The sequence below is a fragment of the Ralstonia sp. 25mfcol4.1 genome (assembly GCF_900104095.1).
GTDB lineage: Bacteria > Pseudomonadota > Gammaproteobacteria > Burkholderiales > Burkholderiaceae > Cupriavidus.
Map to the genome: position 1 here is coordinate 18,444 of NZ_FNJO01000009.1, position 16,565 is coordinate 35,008.

General features: G+C 66.2%; 16 protein-coding genes. 3 read left to right on the forward strand and 13 right to left on the reverse strand.

The genetic code is table 11. From position 1 onward, the window contains the following. Positions 1–31 precede the first annotated feature (31 nt). Together BLQ58_RS16700 and BLQ58_RS16705 are read right to left on the reverse strand one after the other, a co-directional pair. The gene (locus tag BLQ58_RS16700) at positions 32–1,213 is read right to left on the reverse strand and encodes an isovaleryl-CoA dehydrogenase (RefSeq protein ID WP_092600314.1); all 1,182 of its coding nucleotides are present in this window, start codon (positions 1,211–1,213) and stop codon (positions 32–34) included. A gap of 160 nt (positions 1,214–1,373) precedes the next feature. Beyond that, positions 1,374–1,799, reverse strand: coding sequence for a MerR family transcriptional regulator (locus tag BLQ58_RS16705; RefSeq protein ID WP_092600728.1), 426 nt, complete (start codon positions 1,797–1,799; stop codon positions 1,374–1,376). 176 nt (positions 1,800–1,975) lie between these two features. Between BLQ58_RS16705 and BLQ58_RS16710 the strand changes: the two genes are divergently transcribed. After that, entirely contained in the window at positions 1,976–3,052 is a 1,077-nt protein-coding gene (locus BLQ58_RS16710; RefSeq protein WP_092600316.1) for an MBL fold metallo-hydrolase, read from the forward strand. Here the strand turns inward: BLQ58_RS16710 and BLQ58_RS16715 are convergent. From BLQ58_RS16715 to argS, 5 genes are all read right to left on the reverse strand, one after another. Then, positions 3,049–3,876: a helical backbone metal receptor gene (locus BLQ58_RS16715; RefSeq protein WP_092600318.1), complete on the reverse strand. Its 828-nt coding sequence runs from the start codon at positions 3,874–3,876 to the stop codon at positions 3,049–3,051. The two genes, BLQ58_RS16710 and BLQ58_RS16715, sit on opposite strands and share 4 nt — an antisense overlap. Beyond that, positions 3,876–4,673 (reverse strand): SDR family oxidoreductase, encoded by a 798-nt coding sequence (locus BLQ58_RS16720; RefSeq protein WP_092600320.1) that lies wholly within the window; start codon positions 4,671–4,673, stop codon positions 3,876–3,878. The genes BLQ58_RS16715 and BLQ58_RS16720 overlap by 1 nt, the downstream gene beginning before the upstream one ends. Before the next feature lie 148 nt (positions 4,674–4,821). Next, positions 4,822–5,460 carry a thiol:disulfide interchange protein DsbA/DsbL gene (locus BLQ58_RS16725; protein ID WP_092600323.1) on the reverse strand — a complete coding sequence of 213 codons (639 nt, stop codon included), beginning with the start codon at positions 5,458–5,460 and terminating at the stop codon, positions 4,822–4,824. 114 nt (positions 5,461–5,574) lie between these two features. Then, positions 5,575–6,312: an SPOR domain-containing protein gene (locus BLQ58_RS16730; protein WP_092600325.1), complete on the reverse strand. Its 738-nt coding sequence runs from the start codon at positions 6,310–6,312 to the stop codon at positions 5,575–5,577. A gap of 54 nt (positions 6,313–6,366) precedes the next feature. Further along, the gene (argS, locus tag BLQ58_RS16735) at positions 6,367–8,187 is read right to left on the reverse strand and encodes an arginine--tRNA ligase (protein WP_092600327.1); all 1,821 of its coding nucleotides are present in this window, start codon (positions 8,185–8,187) and stop codon (positions 6,367–6,369) included. A gap of 185 nt (positions 8,188–8,372) precedes the next feature. Here argS and BLQ58_RS16740 point away from each other — a divergent pair, with 185 nt between their 5' ends. After that, positions 8,373–8,693, forward strand: coding sequence for a DUF1840 domain-containing protein (locus BLQ58_RS16740; RefSeq protein ID WP_092600329.1), 321 nt, complete (start codon positions 8,373–8,375; stop codon positions 8,691–8,693). Positions 8,694–9,015: 322 nt separating this feature from the next. On the opposite strand, the gene BLQ58_RS16745 is transcribed toward BLQ58_RS16740, so the two are convergent. Both BLQ58_RS16745 and BLQ58_RS16750 read right to left on the reverse strand, forming a co-directional pair. After that, on the reverse strand, positions 9,016–9,435 hold the full coding sequence (locus tag BLQ58_RS16745; RefSeq protein ID WP_092600331.1) for a DUF883 family protein: 420 nt from the start codon (positions 9,433–9,435) through the stop codon (positions 9,016–9,018). A 72-nt stretch (positions 9,436–9,507) separates the two neighbouring features. Then, a complete protein-coding gene (locus BLQ58_RS16750) occupies positions 9,508–9,672 on the reverse strand; it encodes a DUF1328 domain-containing protein (protein WP_066734861.1) in 165 nt (54 codons plus the stop codon). Positions 9,673–9,954: 282 nt separating this feature from the next. Between BLQ58_RS16750 and BLQ58_RS16755 the strand changes: the two genes are divergently transcribed. Further along, positions 9,955–11,346, forward strand: a complete 1,392-nt coding sequence (locus BLQ58_RS16755; protein WP_092600333.1) for a sensor histidine kinase — start codon at positions 9,955–9,957, stop codon at positions 11,344–11,346. 298 nt (positions 11,347–11,644) lie between these two features. Here BLQ58_RS16755 and BLQ58_RS16760 read toward each other — a convergent pair whose 3' ends face one another. From BLQ58_RS16760 to metH, 4 genes are all read right to left on the reverse strand, one after another. Further along, positions 11,645–12,052 carry a response regulator gene (locus BLQ58_RS16760; protein ID WP_092600335.1) on the reverse strand — a complete coding sequence of 136 codons (408 nt, stop codon included), beginning with the start codon at positions 12,050–12,052 and terminating at the stop codon, positions 11,645–11,647. Between the two features lie 70 nt (positions 12,053–12,122). Beyond that, positions 12,123–12,755, reverse strand: a complete 633-nt coding sequence (locus BLQ58_RS16765) for a response regulator (RefSeq protein ID WP_061956399.1) — start codon at positions 12,753–12,755, stop codon at positions 12,123–12,125. A gap of 309 nt (positions 12,756–13,064) precedes the next feature. Continuing rightward, complete coding sequence (locus BLQ58_RS16770; RefSeq protein WP_092600337.1) at positions 13,065–13,454, reverse strand: hypothetical protein; 390 nt, start codon at positions 13,452–13,454, stop codon at positions 13,065–13,067. 328 nt (positions 13,455–13,782) lie between these two features. Then, positions 13,783–16,530, reverse strand: a complete 2,748-nt coding sequence (gene metH, locus BLQ58_RS16775; RefSeq protein WP_092600339.1) for a methionine synthase — start codon at positions 16,528–16,530, stop codon at positions 13,783–13,785. Positions 16,531–16,565: the final 35 nt, after the last annotated feature.

Genomic DNA, 16,565 nt, shown 5'->3' on the forward strand with positions numbered 1-16,565 from the left:
TTATGAAGCACTTTCCGCTTTTTACCTCGGTTTACATCGTCTCCGCGAACAGTTCGCGGCCAATCAGCATGCGGCGGATTTCCGAGGTGCCCGCGCCGATCTCGTACAGCTTGGCATCGCGCCACAGGCGTCCCACCGGATATTCGTTGATATAGCCGTTGCCGCCCAGGATCTGCACCGATTCGCCAGCCATCCAGGTCGCCTTCTCGGCCGTGTACAGGATGACGGCCGCGCAATCCTTGCGCACCTGGCGCACGTGGTCGGTGCCCAGCGCGTCCAGGTTCTTGCCCACCGTGTACAGGTAGCTGCGGGCGGCCTGCAGCGTCGTGTACATGTCGGCCACCTTGCCCTGGATCAGCTGGAATTCGCCGATGCTCTGGCCGAACTGCTTGCGGTCATGGATATACGGCGTGACCACGTCCATGCAGGCCTGCATGATGCCGACCGGGCCGCCCGACAGCACGGCGCGCTCGTAGTCCAGCCCGCTCATCAGCACCTTGGCGCCGCCGTTTTCGGCCCCGAGGATGTTCTCCACCGGCACTTCCACGTCCTGGAACACCAGTTCGCCGGTGTGGGACCCGCGCATGCCGAGCTTGTCGAGCTTCTGCGCCACCGAGAACCCCTTCATGCCCTTTTCGACGATGAAGGCGGTCATGCCGCGCGCGCCCAGGTCCGGCTCGGTCTTGGCGTAGACCACCAGCACGTCGCAGTCCGGGCCGTTGGTGATCCACATCTTGGTGCCGTTCAGCACGAAGCGGTCGCCCTTGAAGTCGGCACGCAGCTTCATGCTGACCACGTCAGACCCGGCGTTGGGTTCGCTCATGGCCAACGCGCCAATCCATTCGCCCGACACCAGCTTGGGCAGGTACTTTGCCTTCTGCGCGGCCGTGCCATTGCGGTGGATCTGGTTCACGCACAGGTTCGAGTGGGCGCCATACGACAAGCCCACCGACGCCGATGCGCGGCTGATTTCCTCCATCGCGATCATGTGGGCCAGGTAGCCCATGTTGGCGCCGCCGTACTCCTCGGCCACAGTGATGCCTAGCACGCCCAGGTCGCCCATCTTCTTCCAGGCATCCATCGGAAACTGGTCGGTACGGTCGATCTCGCCGGCGCGCGGCGCCAGTTCGGCCTGGGCCCAGCTGCGCACCGATTTGCGCAGCATCTCGATGTCTTCGCCAAGGTCGAATTTGAGGCCGGGAAGTTCGGTCATGGTGTTGTCTCCTGGTTCTGTCGCTGGGTCTGTCGCCGGTTCTGTCACCTGTGCGGTCGCGGTCGGCGCAGGGTTCGGGATCGGTATGTCGGAGTTATTTTATTGACGTTTACGTAAACGTCAATTGGAGTTGCCACGAAGTGCCGGCTTCGCGGCCGGATCAGGCCGTGTGGGTGTGGCCGGCGTCATGGTGTGTGGCCAGCAGCGCCTTGCACTGGCGTTCGTGCTGGTCGATCTCGGCCAGCTGGGCCTGCAGGTCTTCGAGCTGCCGCTCCAGCGTGCCGCGATGCTGGGCCAGCAGGTGCAGGAAGCGTTCAAGCTGCGGGGCGGTGTCACGCGGCGACTCGTAGAGATCCAGAATTTCACGGATTTCGTTGAGAGTAAGCCCTAACCTTTTGCCGCGCAGCGTGAGTTTCAGGCGCGTGCGTTCGCGGCCGTTGTAGACGCGTTTGCGGCCGCTGGGGCCTTCCCGGTCCGGCGACAGCAGGCCCTGGTCCTCGTAGAAGCGGATCGCGCGCGGCGTCACTTCGAATTCGCGCGCAAGATCGGTAATCGTATAGGTGGCGGAAGATGGCTGAGCCGACATATGGCGTCCTGCAAAAATGAACGGTCGTTCGCGGATTCGTTGCATCATCAACTTTTTCGTCTAAGATGACGTGCATGGTTTGCGAATTGACGTTAACGTTAGCGTCAACTGCAGCGCATGACAATCCGGACAAGAGCGTGCCCGCCGAGGACGCCGTTATCGACGAGACAAAACCCATGAACGCACTCGAACATCAGCTCCAATATCCGTTTGGCGACACCATGCCCGAACCGGGCAGGCGCCAGGAAGTCGCGCCGGGCGTGTACTGGCTGCGCATGCCGCTGCCCTTCGCGCTGGATCACATCAACCTGTGGCTGCTGCGCGACCGCATCGACGGCCGCGACGGCTGGACCATCGTCGATTGCGGCATCACCAACGACACCATCCAGGCGCACTGGGAAACCATCTTCGCCAACGAGCTGGAAGGCCTGCCCGTGCTCCGCGTGCTGGTCACGCACTGCCACCCCGACCACGTCGGCCTGGCGCACTGGATCTGCAAGCGGTGGGATGTGCGGCTGTGGATGAGCCTGGGCGACTACATGTCGGCCCGCGTGATGGCAGGCGGCTCGGGCGTCGGCTCCAACGCCGGCGGCGACTTCGCGGCCAGCCACTTCGCACGCCACGGCCTGACCGACCCCGACAATCTCGAAAAGCTGCGCGGCCGCAAGAGCTACTACCCGTCGCTGGTGCCGGACCTGCCGACCCAGTACCGCCGCCTGATGGACGGCGACACCGTCCAGATCGGCGCCGATCCGGCCACCGCGTCGTGGCGCGTGATCACCGGCTACGGCCATGCTCCCGAACACGTGGCGCTGTACAACGCGGCCACCAACGTGCTGATTTCGGGCGACATGGTGCTGCCTCGTATTTCGACGAATGTCAGCGTGTTCGACATGGAGCCCGAAGCCAATCCGCTGCAACTCTACGTCGATTCGCTGGGCAAGTACCTCGACCTGCCCGAAGACGTGCTGATCCTGCCGTCGCACGGCCGGCCGTTCCGCAATCTCCACACGCGGATCCAGCAACTGCGCGAACACCACGTCGACCGCCTGGCCGAGACGCTGGCCGCCTGCGCCGAGAAGCCGTGCAACGCGCACGACATCGTCGGCGTGATCTTCCGCCGCCAGTTCGACATCCACCAGCTGACGTTCGCGATGGGCGAGGCGCTGGCGCACCTGCACGCGCTGTGGCATCGCGGCGAACTGGTACGGCAGGTGGGCGACGACGGCGTCATCCGCTTTACGAAGGCCTAGAACCCTTCCGCCAGCGTCTTCAGGTAGCGCGCGCCGGCCACGGCGCGGCTGCCGTACCACGACAGCATCTCGCCATCCACCAGCAGCACCGGCTTGCCGATCTGCCGCTCCAGCGCGTCGGCATGGTGCTCTGTGAAGCGGTACGGTTCGGTGGACAGCAGCACGGCGTCCAGGTCGCGCACCAGCGCGTCGCTCCATCGAAAGGTCGGATACCGTTCGCCAGCCGCGTTGGGGCGGCTGCAATCGCCATCGACACACGTCTGCGGCGCGGCGTCCGGCCACGTGGCCCAGTTCACCAGCGCCAGCATCTGGCTGATATAGGTATCGCGCGACACCGTCATCCACGGGTCCTGCCAGATCGCGTAGAGCACCCGCCGCGCGGGCCATGGCCGGGTGCGCAATGCATCGAGCCTGGCCCGCAGGTCCGCCGCCAGCCGGTCCGCCCCGGCCTGCCGTCCAAAGATCCCGCCCAGCAATGCATAGAGTGCGAAGTTGTCCGCTGGCCGGCACGGATGGGTGACGATCACATGCGGCACGAAGCTTCGGATGTCGTCCACGGTCTCGCGCCGGTTCTCGTCGATATTGACGATCACGTGCGTCGGTGCCAGCGCGCGCAGGCGGTCGAGCTTGACGTCCTTGGTGCCGCCCACCTTCGCCACCGCGCGCACGGCCGGTTCCGGGTGGATGCAGAAGCCGGTGCGCGCCACGATCTGGTCAGCCAGCCCCAGGTCGAACAGCAATTCGGTGATGGACGGCACCAGCGACGCGATGCGCACCGTGCCTTCGGCCGGGCCGTGAGACTGGCCAACCGCATCGGTCCACATCATGCGCGCCGCGACTGCCGCGGCTTGCGCGGCGCGCGACGAAACAGCGCGTCGTAAAGCCAGCGCGGCATCACGTGCAGCAGCGACGCCACCACGCCCATCTGCCACGGAATCACCGCAAAGCGCGTACCGGCGCCGATCTTGCGCACGGCCTTGCGCGCGAACACATCGGCATCCATCAGGAACGGCATTTTGTACGGGTTATGCGCGGTCATCGGCGTACGAATGTAGCCGGGCGCGATCGTCACCACGCGAATCCGCTCCCGCGACTGTTCCAGCCGCAGGCTTTCCAGCAGCTTGATCACGGCCGACTTCGATGCGCTGTACGCCCCGCCACCCGGCAGGCCACGCACGCCCGCCACGCTGGCAATGCCGACCAGCGTGCCACGCCAGCCGTCCGGCCCGATGGGCTGCGTGCGCATTGGCTGCAAAAATGGCTGAAATGTGGTCAGCGTGCCAAACCAGTTGGTATCCATCACCGTGCGGAAGACTTCCAGGTCTTCGCGCTCGCTGGCGACGGTGCCCACCGAAACACCGGCGTTGGCGACGACCACGTCGGGGCATCCGACATTGGCCAGGAAGTCGGACGCCGCCGCGTTCATGGCATCGGCGTCGCGGACATCTACGGCATAGACCCGCACGGCGGCGGGATTGGGCAGGCTGGCGGCAAACGCGCGAAGCGCGTCCTCACGTCGGCCCACCAGGCCGAGCGTCGCGCCCTGGGCGGCATAGGCGCGCGCCAGGGCCTGGCCAATGCCGCTGGACGCGCCGGTCAGGAAGATTTTCTGGGGGGTCATGGGTGGGAATATAGCGCGGGTGGCGGGTCCGGGTCGGCGGCTGGCGCGGCAATCCGTCGCAGGGCAGCACCTCCGCCCCCAAAGCAAAACAGCCCGGCGCATCGGCTGCACCGGGCTGTTGGCGTCGATCGGCCGGGCCGGCGATCGATCAGAGCTTCTTGTCGCGTACGCCCGTGACCAGGAAATCCATGGCCTGGATGGCAGCGGACTTCGTGCCGGCGATGGACGGCGAGGTTACGTACTTGCCCTGCACCACGACGGTCGGCACGCCATCGATCTTGTAGGCGTCCGCGATCTTGTTGGCGCGCTGCGAGTTGGTGGTCACCGAGAACGAGTTGTAGGTGTCCAGCCACTGCTTGCGATCGATGCCGTTGGCGGCCATGAAATCGGCGATTTCATTGGTGTCCACCATGCGCTTGCGCTGCTTGTGGATGGCGTCGAACACCTTGGTGTGCAGGGCGTCGAGCTTGCCCAGCGATTCCAGCGCGTAGAAGATCTTCGTATGCGGCAGCAGGTCGTCGCGGAAGGCCACCGGCACGCGCTTGAACACCACGTCCTTGCCCTGCTTCTTGACCCAGGCTTCCAGTTCGGGCTCGAAATCGTAGCAGTGCGGGCAGCCGTACCAGAAGAACTCGGTCACCTCGATCTTGCCGGCCGGCACCGGCTGCGGGGCTTTCAGAACCGTGTAGTCCTTGCCTTCGGCCGGCGCAGCCATGGCGGCGGGCGCGGACATCAGCAGGCCGCCTACGGCGGCAGCGGTGGCGATCAGTGCGGCGATTTTCTTCATGTCAGAAGGGCCTTACGGGTTGAACGTGCTCGACGAGCGATGGGATAGCGTCTATGACCGGGGCGGCGGCACATGGTTCGCGCCAGGCCTCCCCGGACCGAATATTTCGCCAGATTACTGCTTCGTGAAACGGATCACCGAAGCGTCGAAACCGGCCGACTGCAAGCGGTCGCGCGCACGGTTCATGTCCTCGATCCGGTTGAACGGCCCCAGGCGGACGCGGTACATCTTGACGCCGTTGACGTCGCGGTCGGTCACCTTGGCCTCGAAGCCCTGCATGGCCAGGTTGGCCTTCTGGCGGTCGGCGTCGTCCTGCGAGCGGAACGCGCCCACCTGCAGCAGGTAGCCCACCTTGTTGGCATCGGCCTGGGCAATTTCGGCGATGGGGTCGGCCACCGGCTTTTCGGCCGGACGCGCGGCGGGCTTTTCGGCCGGCTTTTCGGCCGGCTTGCTGGCCACCGCGCCATTGCTGGCCGGCGCCTCGGCCGGACGGCTGGTGGCCACGGGCGGCTGCGCCGCCGGCTGTTCGGGCTGGCCCACCGGCTTGGCGGGCGTCTTGCTCCACAGCGGCTTGTTCGGATCGGCCGGCTCGGCGCCCGGCTGGGGCTGCTGCGCCTGCTGGGTCGGGTTGGGCAGCGTGCTGGCTACGTTGCCGGGCTCGGTCGGGCGCGGCGCCGGGCCGCTGTTGCCGTTGCCCTTGAACGGCGCGGGCGACTTGGTGATGTACAGCGCGATGACCACGGCAATGGCCAGGCCGACGATCAGCCCGAGCACCAGGCCCAGGAACGTGCCGCCACGCTGCGTCTGGCGATGGCGGACGGCGCGCGGGGCGCGCTTTGCATTGTGTTGCATGTAGTCCTCTTCGGTGTTGCCGGGGATTATAGAGCCAGTCCGATGACGCGAAGTTCAGGCCGCGGGCGTTTCCTGCTCCGGGGCACGGTCCATCCGTTGCGGCGCCGATACGCCGATCACGGCCAGGCCGTTCTTGAGCACTTGCCGGGTGGCGGCCAGCAGCGCCAGGCGGGCGCGCTTGACCGTTTCGTCGTCCACCAGCACGCGGTCGGCGTTGTAGAACGCGTGGAAGTCGCCCGCCAGGTCGCGCAGGTAGAACGCCACGGCGTGCGGCGCCAGTTCGCCGGCGGCGGCAGCCAGCATGTCGGGGAACTCGGCCAGGCGGCGGCCCAGCGCGATGGCCTGCGGGCTCACGTCGGCGGCGGTCACGGCCGACAGGTCCACGCTGGCCAGTTCCGGCAGGCGCGCCTGCCAGTCGGCGCCACCCCAGGCCTCGAAGATCGAGCAGATGCGCGCGTGGGCGTACTGCACGTAGTACACCGGGTTCTCGTCGTTCTGCTTCAGCGCCAGGTCCACGTCGAACACGAATTCGGTGTCGGCCTTGCGCGACAGCAGGAAGAAGCGCACGGCGTCGCGCCCGCGTGTGAAGTGCGCCGGCCAGTCGGCCACGCCGGCTTCCAGGCAACCGCGGATGGTCTCGTCGCCGCCGTTGCTCCACTCGATCAGGTCGCGCACGGTCACATAGGAGCCCGCGCGCTTGGAGATCTTCACCTCCTCGCCGTTCTTCATCACGGTGACCATCTTGTGCAGCACGTAGTCGGGATAGCCCTGCGGGATGCCGATATCCAGGCCCTGCAGGCCGGCGCGCACGCGGGCAATGGTGCCGTGGTGGTCGCTGCCCTGCACGTTGATCACCTTGGCGAAGCCGCGCTCCCACTTGGTGGTGTGGTAGGCCACGTCCGGCACGAAGTACGTGTACGTGCCGTCGCTCTTCTTCATGACGCGGTCCTTGTCGTCGCCGTCGTCCGTCGTGCGCAGCCACAGCGCGCCTTCGCTCTCGTAGGTCTTGCCGCGGCCGATCAGCGACTGCACGGCGGCTTCCACGCGGCCGTCGCTGTACAGCGACGATTCCAGGTAGTAGCGGTCGAACTTCACGCCGAACGCCTGCAGGTCGATGTCCTGCTCGTTGCGCAGGTAGGTCACGGCAAACTTGCGGATCGACTCCAGATCCTCGACGTCGCCCGACGCCGTCACCGGCTCGCCGTCCGACGCCGCGACCGTCTTGCCGGCCAGGAAGTCGGCGGCGATGTCGGCGATGTAGTCGCCGTTGTAGGCCGATTCGGGCCAGCCGGCGTCGCCGGGCTTCAGGCCGCGCGCCCGGGCCTGGACCGACACCGCCAGGGTGTGGATCTGCACGCCGGCGTCGTTGTAATAGAACTCGCGATGGACCTTCCAGCCCTGCCAGGCCAGCAGGTTGGCCAGCGCATCGCCCAGCGCGGCCTGCCGGCCGTGGCCGACGTGCAGCGGGCCGGTCGGGTTGGCCGACACGAACTCCACCAGCACCTGGCCATGCTCGCCGGCCGGACGGGCACCGTAGCGGTCGCCGTCGCCCAGCACCGCGCGCAGCACCTCGGCGCGGGCCGCCGGGCTCAGGCGCAGGTTGATGAAGCCGGGGCCGGCGATCTCAAGCGCCGTCACCAGCGCCGATGCGCGGGGATCGGCGGCCACCGCATCCACCACTTTCTGCGCCAGTTCGCGCGGGTTGGTCTTCAGTGCCTTGGCCACCTGCATGGCGATGTTGCACGCCAGATCGCCGTGAGCGGCCTGCTTGGGGCGCTCGAACGTGACCGCGGGCAGGGCGGCGTCGGCCGGGGCGAGCGCGCGCACGGCATCGGTGAACGCGGCGGCGAGTTGGGAGGTCTGAACAGGCAGCATGGATATCTGGGCCTTGGAAAGCTGAAATGCGACCGGGGCCAGGAGGGGCGAAAAGTGAAGGCCCCGCCCCGTGCGCCGGCGGTGGAAATCGGGAAACGCGGAATTTTATCAGGTGCTATGCTGACATCATGCGACGACCTGTGCGCCCCGCGCCAGTCATGTCGCCACTCGTGAAAGGAAACATCATGCTGATCACCTTCAAATCCCACGCGGCGCAAGACCTGATCATGATGAAGGATCTTGCCATCACGCTGCTTGGCATCATCGGCAAGCATCTGGGCGACCGTGGGGTGATCACGACCGAGGAAATGCCGGCGGCGATCCGCAAGCTGGAAGCCGCCGTCCAGGACGCCAAGAAGATCCACCCGGCCGACACCACGGTACACCCGGGCCCGGACGACGACCGGGAAGAGGAGCCGCTGCACCTGGGGCAGCGCGCCTACCCGTTCCTGGACATGCTGCGCCTGTCGCAGAAGGAAGGCACCGACGTGATGTGGGGCGTCTGAGCCCGCATCGCCGGCATCTTCCGGCCTGATCGTCACGCACCGGCGCGCCTTGCGCGGCGCCGGTGCCCGTCTTCGACGGCGGCCTGCACGGGCCGCCCGCCCCGATTCGCCTCCCCGTAGAAAGCAGACTGAAAGGTTGTCGCCATGGATGCGTGGCGCGCAAAAAAGAACCCGGACACCGCTTGGTGCCCGGGCGTCCCGGATCAGGGATATATCCGGAAAGGGGGTTGCTGCAGGGGTAAGGGGAGAGACCCTTGAAACGTCTTTGTCTACCTGCGTATCCCTGAGGCGCCGGCTAGCTTGGCCGCCCGCCGTCGGTGATCTAGTCGCCGTTGCGCCGGCCGGCCAGCATCAGGCCGATACAGGCGCCGACCAGCGCGGCCACGCCGACTGCCTTCAGTGGCGAAGCCACCACGCGCTGCCGGCCGTGGTCGACGGCCACATCCACCTGATCGCGCGCCCAGTGCATGCCGTCGAGGCTGCGATCGCGGACGCGGCCGGACAGTTCCTGCGCGCGGGCCCGCAGGCGGCGGCCAGCGGCCATGCCTTCGGCGGAGCCTTCATGCGCCAGCACGTCGATCGTTTGCTGGAGTTGCGCAATCAGCGCCTTGACCTCGCCCGACACCGGGGCCACCGCGTCGCGGGTATCCCGCGCGGCATGCCGGAACTGGCGCACAGCCGAGTCGGCACTGTCCTGCAGATGAGTGATTTCCTTGCGGATCTTTGGATTCTGCGTGAGCATGGGTACTCCTATGTCCAGTCCCTGGCGGAGTTGCCCGCCGGTCCCCCGGTCAGGCAACGCGTGCTGCTGCGCTTACCGTCGGCGCACCAGCCCCATTACCGCAGCGACCAGCGCCACGACCAGGAAGATAAAGAACAGGATCTTCGCGATTTCCACCGCGCCGGCTGCAATACCACCGAAGCCGAAAATGGCCGCCACCAGGGCGACAATGAAAAAGACGAGTGCGTAGTACAACATGACCAGTCTCCCGAGGTTAGCGAGCGCACCCGCCTGGAGGCTGGTGGTGCGTTCGGCTTGCGCCACGGTGCGCAAGCTCATAGCCTCATCGTAGGGTTCCACCCTTGGACCGCACACCGATTCCAGACCGATTCAGATGTCAGCCAAGTCCTACAGCGCACGCCGCTTCGCGCCGGATGCGGTACGCCTGCCGCCCCGGTACGATTGACCGCACCATGACGATGTGATTCCATGGCCGCTCTTCCGCCCCGGCGCGGCGGCGCATCAAACCAGTGACCCCCGATGGCCAAGCATTCCCTACTCCTGAGAAACACCCTGCTGCTCGCCGGCGGCATCGTGCTGACACTGGCCGTGCTGATCGCGTCGGAAACCGGCAACCTGCGCCTGCGCGAGGGCTACACCGAAGCCATCCGGTCGCAGCAGCTGCAAAGCGACCTGGGCGAGCTGATTGCCGAACTGGTCAACGCCGAGGCCGGCCAGCGCGGATACCTGCTGACCGGCAAGGAAAGCTACCTCGACCCGTACTACAAGGCGCTGCCCCACATCAGCGAGCTGATGTCGCGCATCCGCCAGCACTACGCCAATGATCCGGAAGGGCTGCGCCAGTTCGGCGAGGCGTCGCAGTTCGTCACGCGCAAGCTCAACGAGATGGCGCTGACGCTGGTCTACGGCAAGCGCGACGTCGATGTGGCACTGGACATGATTCGCACCGACTTCGGCAAGCAGACCATGGAAAGCGCGCGGCGCGGCCTGGAACACCTGCAGGTGCGCGAATCGGGCACGGTCACCCACAACCTCGAAGCCGCCGAGCACGACCTGCAGCTGTCGCGCTACGGCATCGGGCTGCTGACAGCCATCAACATCCTGCTGCTGGTGGCGGTGGGCATGGGCCATCAGCGCCGCATGACGATGGCCGAGGCCGCGCGCGAGCAACTGGAAGAGGAAAGCGCGCGGCTGGATCGCAAGGTGCGCGCGCGCACGCGCCAGCTATCGGCGCTGGCGGCCCACCTGCAGCGCGTGACCGAGGACGAAAAGACGCGGCTGTCGCGCGAACTGCACGACGAACTGGGTGCCATCCTGACCGCCATCAAGCTCGACCTGCACTGGGTGAAGATGCGGGTGCAGCAGACACACCCCGAGGCGCGCGACAAGATCACGCGCGTGATGCAGCATGCCGACCAGGCCATCCAGATCAAGCGCCGGCTGATCGAGGACCTGCGGCCTACGGTGCTGCTGAACCTGGGGCTGCGCGAGGCCATCGTGCAGCAGGTGGAAGACGTGGGCGCCCGCAACCAGTGGGAAACCCAGGTCGATCTGCCCGAGTCGCTGCCGCCGCTGCGCGACAACGCGGCCATCGCGCTGTACCGGATCGTGCAGGAATCGCTGAACAACGCCAGCAAGTACGCCGAGGCGCGGCATATCTCCGTGTCGCTGGCCTGCACGCCGCAGCAGCTGACCCTGACGATTCGCGACGACGGTCGCGGCCTGCCGCCTGATTTCGAAGCCGGCAGCATCGCCGGCCATCACGGCCTGCTGGGGATGGAACAGCGGGTGCTGGCGCTGGGCGGCACGATGCACATCGATTCGGCGCCTGGCCAGGGCGTGTCGATCCGCGTCGAGGTGCCGCTGACCACATCGGTCCTGGCGCCGCCGGAAGAGACCACCGAAGTCTGAGGCCCGAAGTCCGAGCGCCGAAGCCTGAGCCCTGAAGTCCGAGCCCCGAAGCCTGAGCGCCGAAAGCGTGAGCCCTGAAGTCCGAGCCCTGAAGCCTGAGCGCCGAAGTCCGAGCCCCGAAGCCTGAGCGCCGAAGCCTGAGCGAAATCCGAGCCCCAAGCCTGAGAGCCGTCCGAGCCCCAAGCCCGAGCCCCGAAGCCCGAGCCCCGAGTCCGCGCCCCCAGCAGGGCGATTCGGCGCCATGGGCCCCGGCCCGTTTCGTCGAACGGCTATCCAGGAACGCAATCCAGGAGGCAATCTAGGAGGCGGAGGTCGCGTAGTCCTCGATCACGCGGAACACCTGTTCCAGTTCGAGCGACTTGTCGAAGAAATAGTCGGCGCCGGCCTCGGTGCATTGACGGCGGTACATCGACACCTGCGCATGGTTGGTGTAGACGATGCGGATGCCGGACAGCCCCGCCTTCTGCATTTCGCGCAGCACGTTGATGCCATTGCCCTGGCGCAGTTGCAGGTCGACGATCGACACATCGTACTGGCCGTGGGTGGCCAGCTTCACCGCGCCGCTTTCGGTATCGGCCCAGTCCACCGACTCGACGAACGGAAAGGCCGTCAGATATTCCAGCAGCATGCCCCGCAAGACTTCGGAGTCCTCGATCAGGAGGACCCGCAGCGAACGGTTCGAGGAGGCCGTGGCTTGCTCCGGCATGGCGCTTGGCAACTGTCAGGCGAAGAGATAGACGATTAACGGTTCTGGCACGGGAAATCCAAAGTCCGGCCTATTCCACGAGCCCATTCTTGATGGCGTAGTAGGTCAGGTCGGCATTGGTCTTCATGCCCATCTTCTCCAAAATGCGGGAGCGGTAGGTACTCACGGTTTTCACGCTCAGGAACAGTTCGTCGGCGATCACCGAGACCGACTGGCCGCGTGACAGCTTGCAGAAAATCTGGAACTCTCGCTCGGAAAGGGTCTGGTGCACCGGCTGTTCGGTCGGCTTGTCGAGCCCGCCGATCAGCAGGTCGGCCACGGTGGGGCTCACGTAGCGGCGGCCCTGGGCCACCGTGCGGATGGCCTTCACCAGGTCGTCCGGCGCCGATTCCTTGGTGAGGTAGCCCGAGGCGCCGGCACGGATCAGGTTGATCGCGTACTGGTCTTCGGGATAGGTGGACAAGATCAGCACCGGCAGGTTGGGCAACCGCTGCCGGATGAGCTTCAGCACATCGATGCCGTTCCGGTCCGGCATGGAAATGTCGAGTACGAGTACGTCGAACTCGCTGTCGCGCAACTGCGCCATCACTTCGTCGCCGCTGGCGGCTTCGCCCGTCACCTTGATGTCGGGTTCCTCTGAAATGAACTGGCGCAGACCGGCGCGCACGATCTCATGATCGTCGGCGATCAAGACGCGGATCATCGGTGTCTCCACGGTGAGGGGGGCGGCCCGCCTGCCGGAGCACGGTCCGGGCCGGTTTCCTGCATTGTAGTGCCGGCGCGACGCCGAATATGTCGGTGTCAGGCTGACATGACGCGCCACGGCGACAGCCGCGACGCGGGCGAAGGCGCGCCGCGAGCCAGCGCAGGTCACCGGAAAATGCTGCAGTGCGACGCGTATCGGGCGACGCCTCCCCAATGCAAGACGGACGCCCGAAGGCGTCCGTCAGTCCATTTGCATACTGCCGGGATGGGGCGGTCTGGAGGGGCCCGCCCGCATCCCGTCCGGCGCTTACTGGATCTTTGTGCCGGCATCCGCGCCGGCTCCGGCATTGGCGCCCACGTCGCCCTTCTTCGACTTGGACTTGGCGTGGCCGGTGTGCTTGCCCTTGTTTTCCTTGTCGGTCGGGGTCGTCGACAGCGAGGTGTCGGCGCCCGACTTCGCGCCCAGGCCGGCCTTGCTGCCCGGATCCGCCGAACTCGGGCTGGCCGGGGTCACGGCACCGCCGGCCGCGCCGCCGGCGTTCAGCCCGGCATTCGGACTGGCATTCTGCGAGGGGGCGTTCACCGAGGCGCCGACGCCCGCTTGGGTGCCAGCCGTGGCACCAGTGCCTTGGGCCATCGCAAACGACGAGGCGGCGGCAATCGACAGGGCGGACAGGGAGATCAGCAGCTTCTTCATGGGAGAGACTCCTTTACTGAATGCTCCGCAGCGAAACATTCGCTGCGGCATTCACGCGGTGTCACGTGAACTGGGTTCCAGTCTATGGAGCCGGCCCTGGCCGGGTGTGAGCACTTGTCAGCTTCTGTAAGCAGTCGTGAAGACATTGCAAACATGGCGCGCCGATGCCCTCCACACCGCGCCGGGAAACGATTTCGTCGTATTTCCCTTATGTTTCAACGGCCGTTGCGGCGGCGTCGGCAGCGGCCGCGCGCCATAAAAAAACCGGGGCGCCGCTGTTACGCGGGGCCCCGGTCATTGCAACTGCTTACAGCTGCAGCGAAGCTGCTTACAGGTTCGGTGCGAGCGCGCGTTCCAGCGTCGTACGGTCTTCGCCGCGACGCGCCACCATGTCGTCGAGCTGGTCCTGGCCGATCTTGCCGACGCTGAAGTACGTCGAGTCAGGGTGCGACAGGTAGAAGCCGCTCACCGACGCGGCCGGCGTCATGGCCAACCCCTCGGTAATGCCCATGCCGATCTCGGCGGCGTCCAGGAATTCGAACATCGGCGCCTTGACCGTGTGCTCGGGGCAGGCCGGATAGCCGGGCGCCGGACGGATGCCGCGGTACGCCTCGGCGATCAGCTGGTCGTTGTCGAGCGTTTCGGCCGCGTCGTAGCCCCAGAGGTCGGTCCGCACGCGCTGGTGCAGGCATTCGGCAAAGGCCTCGGCCAGGCGATCGGCCAGCGACTTGAGCATGATCGCGCTGTAGTCGTCGTGGTCGGCTTCGAACTGTGCTTCCTTCTTGTCCACGCCGATGCCGGCCGTGACCGCGAACACGCCGATGTAGTCGGCCACGCCGCTCGACTTCGGCGCGACGAAGTCGGCCAGGCAGCGGTTCGGGCGGCGCACGCCGTCCACCACCGGGCGCTCGCTCTGCTGGCGCAGGTTGTGCCAGGTCAGCGCCACCTTGCTGCGCGATTCGTCCGTGTAGATCTCGATGTCGTCGTCATTGACCGTATTGGCCGGCAGCAGCGCCATCACGCCGTTGGCGGTCAGCCAGCGGCCCTGGATCAGGCGGGCCAGCATGCTCTTGCCGTCCGAATACACACGGCGTGCCGACTCCCCGACGATCTCGTCGTTGAGGATGTCCGGGAATTTGCCGGCCAGGTCCCATGTCTGGAAGAACGGGCCCCAGTCGATGAAATTGGCCAGCTCCGCCAGGTCGTAGTTGCGGAAGACGCGCCGGCCGATGAACTTCGGCTTCGGCGGCACGTAGGTGCTCCAGTCCAGCGGCGTCTTGTTGGCGCGCGCCTCGGCCAGCGACACCATCGGCGTGGCCTTCTTGTTGGCGTGCTGGGCGCGGATGCGGTCGTAGTCCGACTTCAGGTCGTCCAGGTACTTCGCCGCGCCCTCGTCGGACAGCAGGCTCGACGCCACGCTGACCGAGCGCGAGGCATCGGGCACGTAGACCACCGGGCCCTCGTAGTTCGGCGCGATCTTCACGGCCGTGTGCACGCGGGACGTGGTGGCGCCGCCGATCAGCAGCGGAATCTTCTTCACGCGGAAGTAGTCGTCGCGCTGCATCTCCGAGGCCACGTAGGCCATTTCCTCCAGCGAAGGCGTAATCAGCCCCGACAGGCCCACGATGTCCGCACCCTCGACCTTGGCGCGCGCCAGGATCTCGTTGCACGGGACCATCACGCCCATGTTCACGACTTCGAAGTTGTTGCACTGGAGCACGACCGACACGATGTTCTTGCCGATGTCGTGCACGTCGCCCTTCACGGTGGCGATCACGATCTTGCCGCGTGCGCGCACGTCGCCGCCGGCCTCGGCCAGCAGGCGCTTTTCTTCCTCGATGAACGGCAGCAGATGCGCCACGGCCTGCTTCATCACGCGGGCGCTCTTGACCACCTGCGGCAGGAACATCTTGCCCGCGCCGAACAGGTCGCCGACGATGTTCATGCCGTCCATCAGCGGGCCCTCGATCACCTCGATCGGGCGGCCGCCGCGCGCCGCCACCTGCTGGCGCACTTCCTCGGTGTCCTCGACGATGAACGTCGTGATGCCGTGCACCAGCGCATGGGCCAGACGCTCGCCCACCGGCACCGGCGCCTCCGGCGTGCCGCGCCAGGCCAGGTTCTCTTCCTTCTTCTGGCCACCGCCCTTGAAGCGGTCGGCAATCTCCAGCAGGCGGTCGGTGGCGTCGTCGCGACGGTTCAGCACCACGTCTTCCACGCGCTCGCGCAGTTCCGGGTCGAGCTGGTCGTACACGCCAAGCTGGCCGGCGTTGACGATGCCCATGTCCATGCCCGCCTCGATCGCGTGGTACAGGAACACGGTGTGGATGGCCTCGCGCACCGTGTCATTGCCGCGGAACGAGAACGACACGTTCGACACGCCGCCGCTCACCTTGGCGTAGGGCAGGTTCTGCTTGATCCAGCGCGTGGCTTCGATGAAATCCACCGCGTAGTTGTTGTGTTCCTCGATACCCGTGGCCACCGCGAAGATGTTCGGGTCGAAGATGATGTCCTCGGGCGGGAATCCCACCTCGTTCACCAGCACGTCGTAGCTGCGCTTGCAGATCTCGGTCTTGCGCTCGAAGGTGTCGGCCTGGCCCTTTTCGTCGAAGGCCATCACCACGCTGGCGGCGCCATAGCGGCGGATCAGCGTGGCATGGTGGCGGAACTGCTCCTCGCCTTCCTTGAGCGAAATCGAGTTCACCACGGCCTTGCCCTGCACGCACTGCAGGCCGGCCTCGATGACGTCCCACTTCGACGAATCGATCATGATCGGCACGCGCGCGATGTCCGGCTCCGACGCGATCAGGTTCAGGAACCGGACCATCGCCGCCCTGGAATCGAGCATCGCCTCGTCCATGTTGATGTCGATGATCTGGGCGCCGTTCTCCACCTGCTGGCGGGCCACGGCCAGCGCTTCGTCGAACTGGCCGTTCAGGATCATGCGGGCGAACGCCTTGGAACCCGTGACGTTGGTGCGTTCGCCGACGTTGACGAACAGCGTGTCGTCATCGATCAGGAACGGCTCCAGGCCGGACAGGCGCATCGGACGCGGGGGCAGCTTGCTCTGGCTCATGATGTGTCTTCTCTAATGCTCGGTGCGTACGATGT